Below are 19,723 nucleotides of genomic sequence, written 5' to 3' on the forward strand. Positions count from 1 at the left end.
TTAAGATTAATCTTAAGTACAAACTCAATTCATTTTTAGTTAATTGACTTAAAATTATCCGGATTTAAGATGGACACATAGCTTGCTAAGTAATGCAGCAAATAAATATATCGCATTTACTCTTTATTTTTCTCCTTGAGAACATCATCAGGAAAATATTCGAAGGTTAAGGCTTTTTTTTGCCTTGTGCCTGAACTTGTAAATTTCACATCTTAAATCGGGTATAACAATGTTAAGCATCTATGCAAAAAAATTACGTCCGCAACAAGAAATGGAAGCCATTATTTCTGCAACGTCAGGTTTTGAAGAGAAAACCTTAAAAAAATGGCAGAAAATATCCACGTCTGATTCGCAATATATTCATATCATCGTCAGCGGTGAAGTTGAATTCCGCCGCGAATCTGACGAACTGTGCATGTTCTCGGTCACGGGCCAGTGCATTTTTGGTCTCTCTGCTATGTACTATAACGCAACCCATATGTACGGCCTCGTTCGCGCCAACACCGTAGTGCGCTCGATCAGGAAAGAGGTCTTCGCGCAGCTGATGACCGATAACAACTTATGGCCTGAACTGACCAAAGTGCTCTCCTGGTACATCTGTATGCTGAGCAAACGTGACGATGTGCTGGTTGCCCGCAGCGCTTACTCTGTGGTGCGTGAATTCTTGTACGAGATTAATGAGCTTATTGTTCATCATCAGCGCGATATCAATATTTATGATTACATCCAGGAATATACCAACCTGGCACGCAGCACCATCATTAAAATTCTCTCCGACCTGAAGAAAGGTCAATATATCGTGGTGGAAAAAGGTCGACTGCTTAATCTCACCGCTCTGCCAGAAAAATATTAATTACTCCAGCCGGTCTCCTTTAATACTTAAGGGAGATCGCGCCTTATCTTCGTGTAGCACACTGCTTTGAGGATTATCCTGCGTTTCGTCTACCGGCGGCGCGGGAATTTTGCCTTGAGAATAATCCTGCTCTTGTTCTTTTAACGCCTGCTTAAATAACGCCGTTAATGATGAATCATCGCTGCCTGCGCTGGCGGGGGCAACGTCGTGCGCTTCGGTTCCCGGTAAGGTATCCCGCGAGGTATCGTGCGGAACGGTGCCATCGGGCGCCTGCTGCCAGTCGGCATCATCGCTGTTAATCGGCAAATCCTGCATGGCCGGGACATCGGTATGCACGGGAACGGGTTTCGGCTGCGGATGCGGGAACGGCTTGCTCACATACACATAATGCATATCCGAAAGCTGCGTTTCCGGTTTGGCGACGCTCACTTTTACCGGTTCCGGCGCAGGGTGGCGCAGGTTCCAGTAAATATGCGCGTACAGTCCCGCCGTCAGCATGGCGCAAAGGCCAAGCATCCAGAGAAAGGCGTTGCCAAACGTTTTTTTCAGGCTGGGGAGGCGGTACGAAAACCAGACCGCCTCCCCGGTAGAGTAGCTGCGCTGGGCCGCAAGACAGATGGTAGACATTAGGAATGCTTCTCCTGCGTTTTCGCGTCCGGTGTGGAACGAGAGGCCTGAATCAATACGCTCGGCGCGGTATCGGTTTCTCGCATTAACTGCATCAGCGTATCTTCCCCAGGAATGCCATCCACGTGCAGATGCATTTTTTGCTGGAACTCGCGGGTGCGTTTCATCAGCTCTGCCGTCCAGGTCTGGGCATGGGTTTCCGGCTGGTTAAGGGCTACGCTCAACTGCTGGTCAAGCCAGCCCATGTCTTTTGCATCGCTGGCGGCGCTAATGGCGTCTTTGCCTTCCGGCGTCAGACGGTGCAGTTGGGTATAGTTACCGGTCGCATGCTGATTAAACCAACTGCGGCTCACCTGCCAGGTACGGTTGTTCATCAGCAGGTCGAGAGAGGTATCCCCAACGCGGGCGACCACGGCGTAGTTAAGGTGGTTGCCGGTTTTGAGTTCACTGACCCACGGATAGCCTTCTTTCGCCAGTACATCCGGCGAGGCATTTCCCTGTTTACACATCAGGTTCACCTTCGCGGCGTTTTGACACAGGGCATCTTCCGCCGAGGCGTCATAGCCCCACATCTGATAAAGCTGATGCATGGCGTCCGGCTGATTAACAACTTCGTTGTCGATGGCCGGCACCACGGGCGCCTGTACTTTTGGTGTCTGGTGTTGCCAGCTGACGGGAACGGGCAGTTGAACCGGCAGTCTTGCACTAATCGAGGACGTTAAATACCAGCCGCAGGCGGCAAACAGCACGGACGCGAATAAGCCCACGGTTGCCAGGCGCTTACCGTGTTTTTTCGCGGGCAGGATCTCACCAGCCGCCAGGCGTAAATGACGCGGGCTGACCTGTCGTGCACGTTCGGTCCAGGCGGCCAGCAGCGACAGGTGCGCCAGCTCGTTAAGCTTGCTGATATTTCCTTTGGTCAGGGCATGCATCTTGCGCACGCGCGCCGGCGTTAACGGCGAAGTCTCGCACCCGTGCTCTTCACACTGCGCCTGAACATAGCTCAGGAATTCCCGGCAGGTCAGGGGACGCAAGGCATGATGTGTGTGCGTGTATTCGCGCAGCTCAGTCTGCTGCATCAGAACGGCTTCCTGATCCGCTGCGCCCATCAACACCACGGATAACCGGAAATCCAGCTCGTGAGCGCGGGTGAGCAGCATCGCCAGAACTTCCCGGCAGTTGTCTTTCATCGCTTCGGTATGGGCGATGACCAGCACTTTGGCTTTCGTTTTCCCTTCCTGCCACTGACGCAGCACGGCATCCACCGCCTGAATACGGTTCTTGCTCTCTTTCGTCCCCGGACTGAGCTTGTACAGCAGGCTACTGGCACTCAGTTTGGGAAACGCATTGATGGCAAGCACGCCGGGGGTCGTGAATTTCAGCGCATTGCTGAACTGGCTCAACAGCTGGGCGTCGTCTGAAAAGAGGCCGCTAATTCCCGCCTGCTGGGCTTTCTCTTTCAGAAGGTTGAACACGTCCTGATGATAAGGCACCAGAAAATCACCGGATAACCGGACGATCTTCCGAAAGGGCGGATTTTTAAAATTGAAGTGGCTCTGATACATAACGACTTACCGTCTCTGATTAGGAATAGCAACAGGACGAGAAAGTAAAGCAACGCTATAGGGTGGTCAATTTGCGCACAGGGTAAAAATATCCTGCCGGTGAGGCCTAACATCTGGATTTTATACGGTCAATATTTTTCTTTATGAAAGTTAGTGGCGAAGCCGGTGGTCGTATTAGCAACAGATAATTACTATTTTCCCACATATTGGCGCAGTACGACGCTGCTTATTTTCGCTTTGCTAAAGGCCAGATGAAAAATGAGGTTCTCATTTCTGTCACGGTGGATAACGCCTTGCATTATGTTTGTGCTGTTAATTTTTTGCGGCCAACAAGGTTATCTCACGTTTAAAGAGTATAAAAAAGTTACGAATAAGTTGGCTAATTTAGATGAACAGCCGCTTAAAAACCGCCGTGATGAAAAGACATTCACGCTTTTTACCGCAGCAGTTCGCCAGGATAACGTTCCGACGGCGGTAAAAGCCCCGCTGGCGGCGGAAATCGAAGGGATCGTGAGCAGCGATGACGCCTGGCTCTCCTTCGCGGTCATCAAAACGCCGGGAGGACAAAAGAGCTATCGTGAGGGTGAGGCGCTGACTGGTTTCAACGATGCCTTTATACAGGAAATTAATAAAGACAATGTGGTGGTTAATTACGAAGGTGCTACGCAGGTACTGGCGTTAAATAAGCCTGATTATTTTAAGGGCGGCGTTGACAGCGGCCCGGCAAGCAAATCGACGAAAGATGCAGGCGCGGACAGCGTGCATCTGGATGATTATCTGGTGTTAAAGCCGTTAATCGATAAGGGCCAGCTGGAAGGCTACAACATTAATCCAAGGAATGCCTCCTCCTTCTACAGCCATTCAGGGCTGAAAAAGGGTGATGTGGCAGTAAAAGTCAATTCTGTCGATATGACCGATGAAGCAAAGGCAAAAAGTATTATTGCCAGCTGGTCGAAAATGAAAGAAGCGGAGGTCGTCGTCAGACGTCACGCTCACCTTGAAAATATTCGGGTTAATGTTCTAAACAATTAACAAGTGTACAGACATGAAGAAATTTCCTTGGGCGTGCGTGGCGCTGACCGCATTGTCGTTATATTCGAGTTCGCTGCTTGCAGCCAACTTTAGCGCGAGCTTTAAAAATACCGATATCCGCGAGTTTATCGATACGGTAGGCCGCAATCTGAATAAAACCATTCTCGTCGACCCGTCCGTTCAGGGCTCGGTGTCGGTAAGAACCTACAACGTGCTGACGGAAGATGAGTATTACCAGTTCTTCCTGAGCGTGCTGGACCTGTACGGCCTGTCGGTGATCCCGATGGACAACGGCATGGTGAAAGTGGTGCGCTCAAGCGTCGCCCGCACCGCCGGCGCGCCGCTGGCCGACAGCAAAAATCCCGGCAAGGGCGATGAGATCATCACCCGCGTGGTGCGCATGGAAAACGTGCCGGTGCGCGAACTGGCTCCGCTGCTGCGCCAGCTCAACGACGCCACCGGCATCGGCAACGTGGTGCATTTTGAGCCGTCCAACGTGCTGCTGTTGACCGGTAAAGCCTCGGTGGTAAACCGCCTGGTGGATCTGGTGCAGCGCGTCGATAAAGACGGTATTCAGCGCCGCGAGATCGTGCCGCTGCGCTTTGCCTCCGCCAAAGATCTCTCCGACATGTTGAACAACCTCAACAACGAAGAGCAGAAGGGGCAGAACGCGCCGCAGCTGGCGACCAAAGTGGTGGCGGATGACGAAACCAACAGCCTGGTGATCAGCGGCTCGGAAGATGCGCGCATGCGCACCCGTTCCCTGATCCATCAGCTGGATCGCGAGCAGAACAACGAGGGGAATACCCGCGTCTTCTACCTCAAATATGCCAACGCCACGAAGGTGGTGCCGGTGCTTACCGGAATTGGCGAACAGCTGAAGGACAAGCCGGGTACCGCAAAAGCGAAAACCGCGAGCGCCTCGACGGATCTGAACATTACCGCCGACGAATCAACCAACTCGCTGGTGATCACCGCCCAGCCTAACGTGATGAACTCGCTTGAGAAGGTGATCGACAAGCTCGACATCCGCCGTCCGCAGGTGCTGGTGGAAGCGATCATTGCTGAAGTGCAGGACGGTAACGGCCTGGATCTCGGCGTGCAGTGGACCAGCAAGCACGGCGGCGTGCAGTTCGGATCTACCGGCCTGCCAATCAGCCAGATTAAGAACGGCACCATGAAGGGGGCGAGCTTTACCGGCCTGGCGACCGGCTTCTTTAACGGCGATTTCGGTGCCCTGATGACCGCGCTCTCCACCGACGGCAAAAACGACATTCTCTCCACGCCAAGCGTCGTGACGCTGGATAACAAAGAGGCGTCGTTCAACGTCGGTCAGGATGTGCCGGTGCTCTCCGGCTCGCAGACCACCAGCGGCGACAACGTCTTTAACTCCGTCGAGCGTAAGACGGTCGGTACCAAGCTGAAAATTGTGCCGCAAATCAACGACGGCGACATGATCCACCTGAAGATTGAGCAGGAAGTCTCCAGCGTTGACAACAGCGCGACGGAAGACGCCAGCCTCGGCCCAACCTTCAACACCCGCACCATCAATAACGAAGTGATGGTTCACAGCGGGCAGACGGTGGTGCTCGGCGGCCTGATGGAAAACGTCACCAAGCAGTCGGTCTCCAAAGTGCCGCTGCTGGGCGATATCCCGCTGGTCGGCCAGCTGTTCCGCTACACCTCGCAGGATACGTCGAAGCGCAACCTGATGGTGTTTATCCATACCACCGTCCTGCGCGACGACGACAATTACAGCGCGGCGTCGAAAGAGAAATATGACCAGATCCGCGCCCGTCAGCAGCAGCGCGTTGAAGAGAAAAAGCTCGGCATTATCGAACCGGTGGATAACGCCATTCTGCCAGCCTTTCCCTCAACCCCTGCCGCACCGGTAAAAACCAGTACGACACGCAATCCGTTTAAAGATTAAGGCGGGGGCACCGTGGACGAACTGACTAAAACCCTGTGTAGCAGCAGCTACGCGAAAGATAACGGCGTTCTGTTTTACAACAATGACGTCTTTATCCGTGATGACACCCCGGCGTTTGCACTGCTGGAGGTGCGCCGGGTGCTGGGACGCGCGTTCGTCCCGGTGACCCTGACGCCGGAAGCCTTTGACGAGATGCTGGCCAAAATCTGGCAGCAGAGCAGCGGCGTGTCGCAGCAGCTTGTGGACGACATGGACGCGGATATCGATCTGATGGCATTAACCGAGGAGATCCCGGACAACGAGGATCTGCTTGATAACGACGAAAACTCCCCGGTGATCCGCCTGATCAACGCCATTCTCGGCGAGGCGGTCAAAGACGGCGCGTCGGATATTCATATCGAAACCTTCGAGCGCACGCTGAGCATCCGTTTTCGCGTCGACGGCGTGCTGCGCCCGGTGCTGCAGCCGGCGCGTAAGCTCGCGCCGCTGCTGGTGTCGCGCATCAAGGTCATGTCAAAACTCGACATCGCCGAGAAGCGCCTGCCGCAGGATGGCCGTATCTCCCTGCGCATTGGCCGCAAGGCCATCGACGTGCGCGTGTCGACCATTCCGTCCCAGTACGGCGAGCGCGTGGTCATGCGTCTGCTCGACAAAAGTAACCTCAAGCCCGACATCAACAAGCTGGGGCTGATTGATGAAGAGCTGGAGAAGTTAAAAGGGCTGATTGACCGCCCGCACGGCATCATCCTGGTCACCGGGCCGACAGGTTCCGGTAAAAGTACCACCCTGTACGCCATTCTCTCGGCGCTGAACGGCCATGAACGCAACATCCTGACCGTTGAAGACCCGATTGAATACGAGCTGGAAGGGGTGGGGCAGACGCAGGTGAACCCGCGCGTGGACATGACCTTTGCCCGCGGGCTGCGCGCCATTCTGCGTCAGGACCCGGACGTGGTGATGATCGGGGAAATTCGTGACGGCGAAACCGCGCAAATTGCGGTGCAGGCGTCGCTCACCGGTCACCTGGTCATGTCTACGCTGCACACCAACAGCGCCGCAGGGGCGATTACCCGCCTGCGGGATATGGGGCTGGAGTCCTTTTTAATCTGTTCATCGTTGCTCGGTGTCATTGCCCAGCGTCTGGTGCGTCGGCTGTGTACCCACTGCCGGACCACCAGTCCGCTGGACGCCAATGAAAAAGCGCTGTTCAGCTTTATGGACACGCCGCCTAAAGCGATTTACCGCGCGGTGGGCTGCGAGCACTGCCGCCAGAGCGGCTACCAGGGCCGCGCCGGCATTCATGAGTTCCTGGTAGTGGACAGCACCATGCGCCGCGCCATTCATGAAGATAAAGACGAGATGTCCATCGAAACGCAGCTCTTTAAGCAGGCCTACAGCCTGCGCGAAAACGGGCTGCTGAAGGTGATTAGCGGCGTGACCTCGCTGGAAGAAGTCATGCGCGTCACCGCCGAGCGTGGGGGGGATGAATAATGGCCTTCTACGCCTGGACGGCAACGGATGCGGCGGGGAAAACCCGGCGCGGTACGCTGCAGGCCGAAGGGCAAAAGCAGGTTCGTCAGATGCTTCGCGAGCAAAAGCTGATGCCCGTCACCATCACCGAAACCCGCGAGGCGGCGGCGTCCGGTAAGGCAAAGACCGGGGTAAAGCTCTCCACGCCGGTGCTGTCGATGTTTACCCGCCAGCTCTCCACGCTGGTCAACGCCGCGCTGCCGCTGGAGAGCGCGCTGAAGGCCATCTCTAAGCAGACGGAAGACAAAAAGCTGGCGGCGATGGTGGTGGAAATTCGTGAAAAAGTGGTGGAAGGGCACACGCTGTTTGACGCCTTCAGCCAGTTTCCGCGCACCTTCGACAAGCTCTACTGCACGCTGGTGATGGCCGGTGAAAAGACCGGCCACCTGGGTGACGTGCTGGAGAAGCTGGCGGAGTACAACGAGCAGCGCCAGAAGATGAAAAGCAAGCTGACGCAGGCGATGGTCTACCCGATCACCCTGACGGTGGTGGCCATCGCGGTCATCAGCATTCTGCTGGTGGCGGTGGTGCCGCAGGTGATCGAGCAGTTCACCCACATGAAGCAGCAGCTGCCGATTACCACCCGTACGCTGATTGCGGTGAGCGATTTCCTGCAGGCCTACGGCATCTATATTGTCGGGATCCTGGGCGGTGGCTTTATCGGCTTCAAAACCTGGCTCAGGAATGCCAAAAACCGTTTTCGCTGGAACAGCTGGCTGGTAAACGGTTCGCCGATTAAAAAGCTGGTTTGCGCCATCAACAGCGCCCGCTATATCCGCACCCTGAGCATTCTGCAGGCCAGCAGCGTGCCGCTGCTGGAGGGGATGTATATCGCGATGGACGGTATCGAAAACCTCTACGCCCGGCAGGTGCTGGAGCAGGCGGCGGATACCGTGCGCCAGGGGGCATCGCTTTATGCGGCGCTGGAGCAGGCGAAGCTATTCCCGCCAACCATGCTTTACATGATTGCCTCCGGCGAAGAGAGCGGGGAATTAGGCAATTTAATGGACCGCGCGGCGGAAAACCAGGAATCGGCATTACAGCATCGAATTACGTTAACGCTGTCGGTATTTGAACCGGCGCTGGTGGTATCCATGGCGACGATTGTTTTATTCATCGTGCTGTCAATATTACAACCGCTTCTGCAACTTAATAATATGGTAGGTTAAATCATGGCTTTAAAACGTAAAAACCTGGCTCGCCAGGCGGGCTTCACGTTGCTCGAATTAATGGTGGTGATCGTTATTCTCGGTGTTTTAGCGAGTATGGTGGTGCCAAACTTAATGGGGAATAAAGAAAAAGCGGATACGCAAAAAGCGACCAGCGATATTGTCGCGCTCGAAGGCTCGCTGGATATGTACAAGCTGGATAACCACCGCTACCCGACGACCGAGCAGGGTTTACAGGCGCTGGTGACCAAGCCTGAAATCGCACCTATCCCGAACGGCTACCGCGCGGACGGCTATATCCGCCGCCTGCCGCAGGATCCGTGGGGCGGGGATTATATCCTGGTGAGCCCGGGCGAACACGGCGCGGTTGACGTCTTCTCGGCCGGTCCGGACGGTGAAGCCAATACCGCTGACGATATTACGAACTGGTCTCTGGATAAGAAAGAGAAATAATGAAACGTCAACGCGGCTTTACGTTGCTGGAAATTATTCTGGCGCTGGTGATATTTGCCAGCTGCGCCATGATGGTGGTGTCAACAATACCCTCGCGCAGCGGTGCGGATATATTTGGCCAGCAATTAAAAGCCCTCGTTGATTATGGTTCTGACCGCGCGGTGATGGACGGAAATATTGTGGGGCTGGTGATGACCACGGATAGCTATCAGCTGGTGACGCTCGAAGATAAAAACGGCGAGCGCCGCTGGGTGCCGTTATCCGCGGGCCGTATTACCACCAAAGGCGATTTCCCGGAGGAGATGCACGTTTCGCTCTCTCCCCAGCGTCTGGCCGCCACGGTCACGTCCGACCCGCAGGTGCTCTTTTTGCCGGACGGCGAAATCAGCCGCTTCACGCTGACGCTGCAAAGCTACGACAAACAGCACCATTTCCGCGTGGTGTCGCAGGGCGCGGCCCCGGTATCGGTGGAAAACGATGGCTAACGGCAAGAACAAGCAAACGGGGATGACCCTGCTGGAGGTGATGGTCGCGCTGGTGATCTTTTCCACCGCCGCGCTGGCGCTGATGAACTCCGTTTCCCTGAACGTGCGCTTCACCCACGGGCTGGCCGACACCCTGCAGGCGAGCTGGGTGGCGGAAAATCAGCTGGCAGAAGCGCAGCTCGCGAAAACCGACTTCCCGGATGCTGAGCAGCAGGGAACGGAAATCATGGGCGGGCGCAGCTGGAACTGGCGCAAGCAGCGGGTCAAAACCGCCGACAGCGGCTGGGCTAACGCGATCCGCGTGTATGCGGAAGGCGACGACAGCCAGCCGGTTATCGCGCTGCAGATCGCTCCGCCGGGAGAGAGCAAGTGAAGAACACCCGACGCCAGCGCGGTTTTACCCTGCTGGAGATCATGATTGCGCTGACCATCTTTGCGGTGATCAGCACCCTGGCCTGGCAAATTCTGGACGGGGCGATGCGCACCAGTTCGGCCACCGATGCCAGCGCGGCGAAGCTCAATCAGCTCCAGCGGGCCTGGAGCCTGATGGAGCGCGATTTCTACCAGCTGCAGGCGCGCGCGCCGCGCAACGAGCCGGATCTGTTCCGCCAGGCGGACGATGCGCTTGAACTGACCACGCTGAACGGCGTGAGCGGAACGGTCCAGCTGGAGCGCGTGCGCTGGCGGCTGGAAGCGGGGCGGTTGTATCGCGACGTCTGGCCGGTGATTGACGGCCCGGCGGACGTTAAACCCGATGAAGTACCGATTGTCAGCGAGGTGAAATCGCTGGAGTGGCGTTTTTACCGTCAGAGCTGGCTGAAAAGCTGGAGCGACCCGGCCCACCTGCCGGACGGCGTGGAGCTGACGCTGACCATGGAAAACGGCGATACCTGGCGCTGGGTCTTTACGACGCCGGGCGATCTGCCTGAAGCGGCTACGCCAGCGCCTGCCGCAGCGCCAGAGGCCGCGCCTGCGCCGCAGCCGGCACCGGAAACAAAATCATGAGTGCATTACGCAAACAGAAAGGCGTTGCCCTGCTGGTGGTGCTGATCCTGCTGGTGATTATGTCGGCGCTGGCCGCCAAAATCAGCCAGCAGTTCTGCCGCAATCTGCAAAAAACGCATTACCAGGTGAGCCAGCAGCAGCTGCGCTGGGCGATGCAGGCCCAGGAAAAGGTGGTGAAAGACCGGCTGCAGGCCGACGCCAGCGGGGAAAGCAAAGCGCTCACCCTCGACGGCGACTGGCATCAGCCGCTGGAAACCCGGGGCGAAGACTACACGGTGGTCAGCCAGGTAGAAGACGCGCAGGACTGCTTTAACGTCAACAACCTGCTGGCGGTGGAAAAAATTGCGCAGGGGCAGAACGCCCCGGCGGTGCCTGAAAAGCCGCGCAGAGAGCAGATTGTTGAACAGCTTCTGACGCAGAGTGGCCTGAGCCAGACCAACGCGGAAGAGGTGTATCAGCAACTGGTGGACTATCTCGATGGCGACACGACGACGGCAAAAGAGGGCGCAGAGACCGATGCCTGGGCAGGCGTGGTGCCTGCTCGCCAACCGGCGAATCAGATGATGCGCACCATTGCCGAGATCAAGCTGCTGCCCGCATTCCCGGCTGCCGCTTACCCGAAGGTGAGCAAGCTGCTGTGCGCGCTGCCTGACTCCGCCAGCAAGGTGGATGTGAATACCCTGAAACCGGAGCAGGCCGCCTTGCTGGCCGCGCTGTTCCCGGGAAAACTCAATGAAGATGATGCCGTTCGCCTGATTGAATCGCGTCCTGAAACCGGCTGGGAAAATATGGAAACCTTCAGCAAAGCGCTGGAGCAGACCTTCCCGCAGTTAAAAGACGACCTCCCGCAGGTGGCCGACTATCTCTCCATTAATAGCCGGTATTTCCGCGTGAACTATACCGGCAATACCGATGAATTAACGCTTCGCGTGGTGAGCCAGCTTCAGGTGAATAACGAAGCCGGTGAGATCGTGACGTGGCAACGTCGTTACCGAATGATTGAATAAGAAAAGTTGAACGCTATGAAACAGGTCCTTTTTGTTCGTCCCGACAGCCGCGAGGGCGGGAAAATAATGTGGTGTCTCTCCGGCAGCCAGCAGGTTGAGGAGCTTGAAAGCCTGGACGCGCTGGCAGACCACCCGCTTGCGGCACGCGTTTGTTTACTCCTGCCCGCCAGCACGATGATCTTCCGCCACTTTACGCTGCCGAAGAAAGTTGCCTCTCAGGCGACCGCGTTCTCCTGGATGGCGGAAGAGACGCTGATTGGCGACGTGGACAACCTGCACTGGACGGTGCTTCACAAAAAGGGCGCCGAAGTTGATGCGGTGGCCATCGATGCCGATTGCCTGCGCGGGTGGTTAAGCCGCTGTCAGGAGGCCGGTTTGAAGGTGATTCAGGCGCTGCCGGATGCCTGGCTGCTGCCGGTGACGGCGGGCGGAAGCACGCTTGTCGCCCAGGACGACGGCTACTGGCTGCGTTTATCGCCGCATGTCGCGGGTGAAATGGAGGCGAGCCTGCTGCCGCTGCTGATGCAGAAAGCCGGAGAGGGCGATGTGTGCTGCTACGGTGACGCGCCCGCTGGCGTCGACGTTGACGTCGGGCACCCCTGGCAGCATCCGCTGGTGCTGATCCAGCCGCAGTGGCAAGCCTGCCGCGTCACGCTTCTGCACGGTGAGTTTAGCCCCAAAGCGGGAAACGGCCGGGCAGCGAAAGGCATGAAAGTGGCGATGGCCACCGCGGGTCTGTTGTCTCTCGGCCTGTTGCTGGGCCCGCGCGTCGCCATGGCCTGGATGCTTGTACAGCAGGAAAACCAGGTTCAGCAGGAGATCCTGCAGGTATACCAGCACCATTTCCCCAGCATGCGCCAGCAGACCAACATCAAATATCACTTTGGTCAAAACATGAAGAAGCAGACCAAAGGGGTCTTTTTGCAGCTTGAAGAGCTGGAGAAAGCCAGGCAGGCGGTGCCTGCGATGGAAATCGATCTGCTGGAATACGATGCCCAACAGAACACGCTGACGCTGAGCGTCAGTTCGCAAAACCAAACCGCGTTGCAGACGTTTGTGAATCAGGCCGGTGAGAATTTCGATTTTACCCTACAGCCTGTTTCCGCCACTGCACCTTATACCGCCATGATCGCAGGGAAATATAAATGAAAGAGCGAATCGCGCAGCTTAAGTCTCGCTATCAGAATTACAGCGCCCGGGAAAAAGTCATTTTAAAAATATGTGCCGTGTCGCTGTTAGGTGCAGCCATTTATTACGCAGGGGTGATCCCATTGGATAATATGATTCAAAACAGTAGAGCAACGCTGACCAGACAAAAAGAGACCCTGAACTGGATGCGCAGTGAAATAGATAAAAACCATCTCCAGGTGCAGATTATCAAAACGGATAATCCGCGCACGGTGGTGGAGAGCAGCGCGCATGAAATTAATCTTTCACTGACGGATGTACGTCAGGATGGGCAAACATTATCGTTCATCGTGAACCGCGTAAACGTGTATGAATTAAAGAACTGGCTGCGGGAAATTAACCAGACCTCCGGCGTCAGGCTGCAAAAAATGAACCTTACGCCAGTCGATCACCTTAGCGATGTGAAGGCCGAGGTGCAGCTTACCTGGAGCAAAACCGCATGAACACCTTCGCGCTGATACGGGAGGTTTACCCGGTGGGGTTCCCGGTGATGAGTGCGATATTGGGCGGTATTGTGGGAAGCTTTCTGGGCGTCGTCGCCGAGCGCGTACCGGGCATGGTGATGGAAGAGGAAGGGGGCGGCAATTTGCTGTTCCCGGCGTCGCACTGCCCGGTATGCCAGCACGCGCTGGCCGCCTGGGAGAATATCCCGCTCATTAGCTGGCTTGTTTTACGCGGGCGCTGCAGCCGCTGTGGCACCGCCATCCCGCTGCGGATATTTTTAATCGAACTTTTTTCCTCCCTGTTTTTTGGCATCACCGCCTGGTGTATGCCCGACGTCCAGGCATTGTTCTCCCTGTGGCTGCTGGCGGCGTTTTTATTGCCCCTGGCGATGATCGACTGGCGGCACCAGCTGCTGCCGGACTGCCTGACGCAACCCCTGCTGTGGGCGGGTTTACTGCTTCACGCGGTTGACCACCGGCTGGCGCTGTGCGATGCGCTGTTCGGCGCGGTCGCGGGCTATCTCTCGCTCTGGCTGCTCTACTGGGCATTCCGCCTGATCACAGGGCGGGAAGGGCTGGGATATGGCGATTTTAAGCTGCTGGCGGCCCTGGGCGCGTGGTGCGGCTGGCAGGCGTTACCCACGATTGAATTAGCCGCCGCACTAAGCGGTATTATCGGCTATTTCGCGCTAAATAATTTAAATAAAAATAACCTCACGATTTCTTTCGGACCCTACCTCTCATTTGCTGGAATAGTGGTGTTTATTGGGCAGCAGTTTGCTTTCATATTTTAAATATTCAGGTCAAGGTTTTTTATAAATTTTTTCGACGGTGGAAGAGAAGGACGTCTCTTTGCGCTCAGTGTATCGTAAAGGATATAAGCTACACGGAATTTAGGCTTGTATCTTTTTATGGAGGAATACAACGCAGCAATACGTTTCTTGTCACGGTTTTCAGGTTGGTTAAATACGCATTACGCGAAACGCATCCATGTGCTCACGGAAGACATGGATTATTAACGTTACGAATAAATTTATCAGGATATAAAAATGAAATTTATGAAGCCTAAATATCTGGCGCTTTTTGTTGCAGCTGCAACAAGCTCAGTATTTGCAGCGGCACCGGGTACGCCTTCTATTACGTCAGGCAATGATAAATTTGCGCTGGTAGAAGTAGATCAGGCGGCACAAGATTATAACAACCTTATCAAAGTGCACAAAGATGGCGTGGATGTGAAGGTTGAGTGGAACGTCTGGAGCGGCGACGCACCAACGTCTGCAAAAGTGCTGCTGGACGGCCAGACCGTCTGGACCGGCGCGGGCAGCGCCGCAGGCTCAGCGACCTTTAAAGTGAAAAAAGGTGGCCGTTATCAGGAGCAGGTTGAGCTCTGTAACGACAGCGGCTGCACCAAGAGCGCCAGCAAGTTGATCATCGTTGCGGATACCGACGGTAGCCACCTGCTGCCGCTGAATACCCCTCTGCTGGAAAACAACAAAGCCTTCGCGCAGCACACCGATAAAGTGGTTGGTGCGTATTTCCCTGAGTGGGGCGTGTATGACCGTAACTTCTCAGCGGACAAAATCCCGGTGGCGAACATTAACCACCTGCTGTACGGCTTCATCCCAATCTGCGGCGGTGACGGCATTAACGACAGCGCTAAATCTTCCGGCGCGCTGGAATCCCTGAAGCGCGCCTGCCAGGGCCGTCCGGACTACACCGTGGCGATCCACGACCCGTGGGCTGCGCTGCAGAAGCCGCAGCAGGGCGTAAGCAACTGGGACGACCCGTACAAAGGCAACTACGGCCAGCTGATGGCGATGAAAAAAGCCCATCCTGACCTGAAGATTCTGCCATCCGTAGGCGGCTGGACCCTGTCTGACCCGTTCTATCAGATGGATAACAAAGTCCTGCGTGACCGCTTCGTGGCCTCCGTGAAAGACTTCCTGACCACCTGGAAAGTGTTCGACGGCGTGGATATCGACTGGGAATTCCCGGGCGGCGGCGGTGAGAACGCCAAATTGGGCAACCCTCAGACCGATAAAGCGACCTATACCGCGCTGATGCACGACCTGCGTCAGATGCTGAACGAACTCTCTGCAGAAACGGGCCGTACCTACGAGCTGACCACCGCAATCGGTGCGGGCAAAGATAAGATCGAAGACGTGGATTACAACACCGCGCAGCAGTACATCGACCATATCTTCCTGATGAGCTATGACTTCTACGGCGCGTGGAGCAATACCGATCTCGGCCACCAGACCGCGCTGTACGGTGCGTCCTGGAAACCGGATACCAACTACACCACCGATAACGCCGTGAAAGCGATGCTGGAGCAGGGCGTTAAGCCTGGCAAGATCGTAGTGGGTGCAGGCATGTACGGCCGCGGCTGGACGGGCGTTCACGGCTATACCGGCGATAATCCGTTTACCGGTACGGCAACGGGCCCAATCAAAGGCACATGGGAAAACGGCATTGTTGACTATCGTCAGATTGTGAACCAGATGCTGGGCAAACCAGGCTGGGAATACAAATACGATGAAGCGGCAGAAGCGCCGTACGTGTTCAACAAGTCTACCGGCGAGCTGGTGACTTACGACAACGCCCGTTCCGTGATGGCGAAAGGCAAATACGTGCTGAACAAAAACCTGGGTGGTCTGTTCGCATGGTCTATCGAATCCGATAACGGCGATATCCTGAATGCCATGAATGAAGGCCTGCTGGGCGGCAGCTCAACGCCTGTTGAGCCGGTTGTGACCAACCATGCGCCTGTGGCTTCCGCTACCGATATGACGGTAACCGGCCCGGCAACCGTCACCCTGGACGGCTCTGCATCCAGCGACCAGGACGGCGACGCGCTGACCTACAAATGGACTCAGGTGTCCGGCGCGACCGTGACGCTGGCAAACAGCACCAGTGCGAAAGCCAGCTTCAGCTTACCGGCCGTCACCAGCGACCAGAATCTGCTCTTCCGTCTGACCGTGACTGACGCGAAGGGTCTGAGCAACGCGATTGATGTTCAGGTTGTGAACAAAGCGCCGAAAGCGAACCAGGCGCCAGTGATCAATGCCATGGAAGCCGTCACCGTTGAATCCGGTGAAGCGATTTCCCTGCATGCACAGGCAACCGATCCAGACGGCGACGCGCTGACCTATAGCTGGAGCGTACCGGCGGATATGAACGCAACGGGTACCGATACCGCTAACGTTCGCATCACTGCACCAGAGGTCAACAACACCTCATCCTACACCCTGAGCGTTGTCGTGACCGACGGCAAAACCAGCGTGCAGTCAAACGTGCAGGTAACGGTCAATCCGAAACCAGCAGACGTCACGCCGCCTGCTGATGACGTGACGCCTCCATCGGACGACGTTACCCCTCCGGCTGATGACGTGACTCCGCCATCTGACGAAGGCACGGCAACCGGTAGCTGCGACGCGCCTGTCGATGCTAACGCCAGCAAATATGCCGCGTGGGATGCCAGCAAAATCTACAACAGTGGCGACACCGTAAGTGCCGATCATCTGGTGTGGAAAGCGAAGTACTGGACGCAGGGCAACAAGCCTGGCTTCGGTGTGGATGCATGGGAACTGGTGAGTGACGTGCAGATGAACTGGCGTTCTGACCTGGTTTACAACGGCGGCGAAACCACCACTTACCAGGGCAACGTTTACCGTGCCAAATGGTGGACCCGCGGTGATAACCCGGCTAATAGCGACGTATGGGTGAAAGAGGGCGCAGCAACAGACTGCAAATAATCTAACCCAATAAACGCTCACCGCTCTCTTGTGAGGGTGGTGAGCGATTCAAAAATTCATTTTACAGGATGTGGGCAAGGAGAAATAACCGAAACTGTCAGCAGGTAAAAATGAAAAAGTTAATATTATTGTTACTGATAATAAGCCAAAGCGCACTGGCAAACTGTTGGGATAAAGCGGCGCATTATTATCATGTCGATCCCTATTTATTGTATGCCATTGCTAACGTTGAATCCGGAATGAACCCGTATGCGGTTGGGCAAAACCACGACGGCACCCGCGATGTCGGGCTGATGCAGATAAACAGCTCGCATTTTACGGAGCTGGAGAGCAGGGGGATTGATGAGTACCAGCTGATGACCGAGCCCTGTACCTCCATTATGGTGGGCGCGTCCATCCTGTCCGGAATGATTAAAGTCTATGGCTATAACTGGGAGGCGGTAGGCGCCTATAACGCCGGATTAAAAAAAGAGAATTATCCTCAGCGAATGCTATATGCACATAAGGTCTGGAAAAAATATCAGCAGTTGAAATTAGCGGCACGTTATTAAGGTTTTTTATTTTTGAAGAATTCCCCAGGGGTGTTCTTCGAAAAATGAAAACAGCTGTCTGTGGTTTATTTATTAATGGATTAATACATAAGCCGGGATTTAACTTTAACTTCAATTAACAGGAATACTGAAATGAACAAAAGGACGTTACTGAGTGTACTCGTTGCCGGCGCGTGCGTAGCCCCCTTTATGGCACAGGCTGCGTCGCTGCAAGCGACCACCAGTGAGCCGTACACCATGAAAGCCAGCGATCTGGCGAAGAAGGAAAAAGAGCTGACCAGCTTCCCGCTGATGGCCTCCGTAAAAGAGACCATCCAGACGCTGGACAATGCTCAGGTAGAAATGATTGAGCCAGGCCGTGCGGCGAACCCGGAAAACGTGAAGCGCGTAGAAGGGATCGTGAAGGCCAGCGACTGGGAATACCTGTTCCCGATGCGCGCGCAGGCCTACACCTACAGCAACTTCCTGAAAGCGGTGGGTAAATTCCCGGCGCTGTGTAAGACCTACAATGACGGTCGCGACAGCGACGCCATCTGCCGTAAAGAGCTGGCAACCATGTTTGCCCACTTTGCCCAGGAAACCGGCGGCCACGAAAGCTGGCGTCCGGAAGCCGAGTGGCGTCAGGCGCTGGTTCACGTGCGTGAAATGGGCTGGACCGAAGGCCAGAAGGGCGGCTACAACGGCGAATGTAACCCGGACGTCTGGCAGGGGCAGACCTGGCCGTGCGGTAAAGATAAAGACGGTGACTTCCTGAGCTACTTCGGCCGCGGTGCGAAGCAGTTGTCCTACAACTACAACTACGGTCCGTTCTCTGAAGCGATGTACGGCGACGTGCGTACCCTGCTCGACAAACCTGAGCTGGTGGCAGACACCTGGCTGAACCTGGCGAGCGCGATCTTCTTCTTCGCCTACCCGCAGCCGCCAAAACCAAGCATGCTGCAGGTTATCGACGGCACGTGGCAGCCGAACGATCACGATAAGGCCAACGGTCTGGTACCGGGCTTTGGCGTGACCACCCAGATCATCAACGGCGGCGTAGAGTGCGGCGGCCCGACTGAAATTGCTCAGTCGCAGAACCGTATCAAGTACTACAAAGAGTTTGCGAACTACCTGAAAGTGCCTGTTCCGGCAAATGAAGTGCTGGGCTGCGCCAACATGAAGCAGTTCGACGAAGGCGGTGCCGGTGCCCTGAAGATTTACTGGGAACAGGACTGGGGGTGGAGCGCGGATACCCCAAGTGGTCAAACCTACGCTTGTCAGCTGGTGGGCTACCAGACGCCGTTCAGCGCCTTTAAAGACGGTGACTACACCAAGTGTGTGCAGAAGTTCTATAACGTTAACATCGTGAACGACGACGGCTCTGCCACCACGCCGGATGAAACTCCGGTAACGCCAGCGCCGACACCAGAGCCAACGCCAGCGCCAACGCCGGATGAAACCCCGGCTGAGCCAGTGGCGGTGAACCACGCCCCGGTCGCGCATATTGCGGGTCCAATCGGTGCGGTTGAAGCGGGCGCGCAGGTCTCTCTGAGCGCGGAAGGGTCTACCGATGCGGATGGCAACAAGCTGACCTACACCTGGCGTTCGCAGGATGGTCAGACCGTCACTGGTCAGGATAAAGCGGTGGTGACCTTCAAGGCGCCAGAAGCGGCAACGGCTCAGCAGATTGAAGTCAGCCTGACCGTCAGCGATGGCGAGCTGAGCAGCACCACGTCCTACCTGCTGAACGTGCAAGCGAAAGCGGCGCCGTCTCAGGACGAAGGCACTTCCGGCTCTTACGCCGCGTGGAGCGCGAACAGCAAGTACAACGCAGGTGATATCGTGAACAACCACGGTAAACTGTTCCAGTGCAAACCATTCCCGTACAGCGGCTGGTGTAACAGCGCCCCGACATACTATGAACCAGGCGCAGGTCTGGCATGGGCTGATGCCTGGACGGCTCTGTAAAAGCAAACGGCAACCGAAAGGTTGCCGTTTTAGTGTTTGCACCCTCTCCCCGTGGGTGTACGGTCCGGGGACATAGTGAACACTTGTTCGGGGACATGGTAGACACTTACAACTAAGGCATAAGAACCCGTTTATGGAGTCGCTTATGCCCTGGGATGCGAGAGATACCATGTCATTACGTAC

At 55.8% G+C, this 19,723-nt stretch carries 18 protein-coding genes; 16 read left to right on the forward strand and 2 right to left on the reverse strand.

What is annotated here, in order from left to right; all coding sequences use genetic code 11:
- The first annotated feature begins 229 nt into the window (after positions 1-229).
- A complete protein-coding gene (locus tag K5E19_RS08590) occupies positions 230-853 on the forward strand; it encodes a helix-turn-helix domain-containing protein (RefSeq protein WP_221550824.1) in 624 nt (207 codons plus the stop codon).
- Here K5E19_RS08590 and K5E19_RS08595 read toward each other — a convergent pair whose 3' ends face one another.
- Both K5E19_RS08595 and K5E19_RS08600 read right to left on the reverse strand, forming a co-directional pair.
- A complete protein-coding gene (locus K5E19_RS08595) occupies positions 854-1,480 on the reverse strand; it encodes a hypothetical protein (protein WP_221550825.1) in 627 nt (208 codons plus the stop codon).
- Complete coding sequence (locus tag K5E19_RS08600; RefSeq protein WP_221550827.1) at positions 1,480-3,045, reverse strand: peptidoglycan-binding domain-containing protein; 1,566 nt, start codon at positions 3,043-3,045, stop codon at positions 1,480-1,482. The genes K5E19_RS08595 and K5E19_RS08600 overlap by 1 nt, the downstream gene beginning before the upstream one ends.
- 300 nt (positions 3,046-3,345) lie before the next feature.
- On the opposite strand from K5E19_RS08600, the gene gspC reads away from it, so the two are divergent.
- The 15 genes from gspC (at position 3,346) to K5E19_RS08675 (ending at position 19,540) form a co-directional block, all read left to right on the forward strand.
- On the forward strand, positions 3,346-4,077 hold the full coding sequence (gspC, locus tag K5E19_RS08605; RefSeq protein WP_221550828.1) for a type II secretion system protein GspC: 732 nt from the start codon (positions 3,346-3,348) through the stop codon (positions 4,075-4,077).
- A gap of 13 nt (positions 4,078-4,090) precedes the next feature.
- Positions 4,091-6,007 carry a type II secretion system secretin GspD gene (gene gspD, locus K5E19_RS08610; RefSeq protein WP_221550829.1) on the forward strand — a complete coding sequence of 639 codons (1,917 nt, stop codon included), beginning with the start codon at positions 4,091-4,093 and terminating at the stop codon, positions 6,005-6,007.
- Between the two features lie 12 nt (positions 6,008-6,019).
- Complete coding sequence (gene gspE, locus K5E19_RS08615; protein ID WP_221550831.1) at positions 6,020-7,498, forward strand: type II secretion system ATPase GspE; 1,479 nt, start codon at positions 6,020-6,022, stop codon at positions 7,496-7,498.
- On the forward strand, positions 7,498-8,706 hold the full coding sequence (gspF, locus tag K5E19_RS08620; protein WP_221550833.1) for a type II secretion system inner membrane protein GspF: 1,209 nt from the start codon (positions 7,498-7,500) through the stop codon (positions 8,704-8,706). The genes gspE and gspF overlap by 1 nt, the downstream gene beginning before the upstream one ends.
- Positions 8,707-8,709: 3 nt before the next feature.
- Entirely contained in the window at positions 8,710-9,159 is a 450-nt protein-coding gene (gene gspG / locus K5E19_RS08625) for a type II secretion system major pseudopilin GspG (protein ID WP_028012525.1), read from the forward strand.
- On the forward strand, positions 9,159-9,644 hold the full coding sequence (gene gspH / locus K5E19_RS08630) for a type II secretion system minor pseudopilin GspH (RefSeq protein ID WP_221550835.1): 486 nt from the start codon (positions 9,159-9,161) through the stop codon (positions 9,642-9,644). Before gspG ends, gspH begins: the two co-directional genes overlap by 1 nt.
- Complete coding sequence (gene gspI, locus K5E19_RS08635; RefSeq protein ID WP_221550837.1) at positions 9,637-10,017, forward strand: type II secretion system minor pseudopilin GspI; 381 nt, start codon at positions 9,637-9,639, stop codon at positions 10,015-10,017. The genes gspH and gspI overlap by 8 nt, the downstream gene beginning before the upstream one ends.
- Positions 10,014-10,649: a type II secretion system minor pseudopilin GspJ gene (gspJ, locus tag K5E19_RS08640; protein WP_221550839.1), complete on the forward strand. Its 636-nt coding sequence runs from the start codon at positions 10,014-10,016 to the stop codon at positions 10,647-10,649. The genes gspI and gspJ overlap by 4 nt, the downstream gene beginning before the upstream one ends.
- Entirely contained in the window at positions 10,646-11,656 is a 1,011-nt protein-coding gene (gspK, locus tag K5E19_RS08645; RefSeq protein ID WP_221550841.1) for a type II secretion system minor pseudopilin GspK, read from the forward strand. The genes gspJ and gspK overlap by 4 nt, the downstream gene beginning before the upstream one ends.
- Before the next feature lie 15 nt (positions 11,657-11,671).
- The gene (gene gspL, locus K5E19_RS08650; protein ID WP_221550842.1) at positions 11,672-12,805 is read left to right on the forward strand and encodes a type II secretion system protein GspL; all 1,134 of its coding nucleotides are present in this window, start codon (positions 11,672-11,674) and stop codon (positions 12,803-12,805) included.
- Positions 12,802-13,287, forward strand: coding sequence for a type II secretion system protein GspM (gene gspM, locus K5E19_RS08655; protein WP_221550843.1), 486 nt, complete (start codon positions 12,802-12,804; stop codon positions 13,285-13,287). Before gspL ends, gspM begins: the two co-directional genes overlap by 4 nt.
- Positions 13,284-14,081 (forward strand): A24 family peptidase, encoded by a 798-nt coding sequence (locus tag K5E19_RS08660; protein ID WP_221550844.1) that lies wholly within the window; start codon positions 13,284-13,286, stop codon positions 14,079-14,081. The genes gspM and K5E19_RS08660 overlap by 4 nt, the downstream gene beginning before the upstream one ends.
- A gap of 255 nt (positions 14,082-14,336) precedes the next feature.
- Positions 14,337-17,042, forward strand: coding sequence for a glycosyl hydrolase family 18 protein (locus K5E19_RS08665; RefSeq protein WP_221550845.1), 2,706 nt, complete (start codon positions 14,337-14,339; stop codon positions 17,040-17,042).
- Positions 17,043-17,152: 110 nt separating this feature from the next.
- Entirely contained in the window at positions 17,153-17,593 is a 441-nt protein-coding gene (iagB, locus tag K5E19_RS08670; RefSeq protein ID WP_221550846.1) for a type III secretion system invasion protein IagB, read from the forward strand.
- Between the two features lie 132 nt (positions 17,594-17,725).
- Entirely contained in the window at positions 17,726-19,540 is a 1,815-nt protein-coding gene (locus tag K5E19_RS08675; protein WP_221550847.1) for a chitinase, read from the forward strand.
- Positions 19,541-19,723: the final 183 nt, after the last annotated feature.

The organism is Enterobacter sp. RIT637 (genome assembly GCF_019718755.1).
Classification (GTDB): Bacteria; Pseudomonadota; Gammaproteobacteria; order Enterobacterales; family Enterobacteriaceae; genus Enterobacter.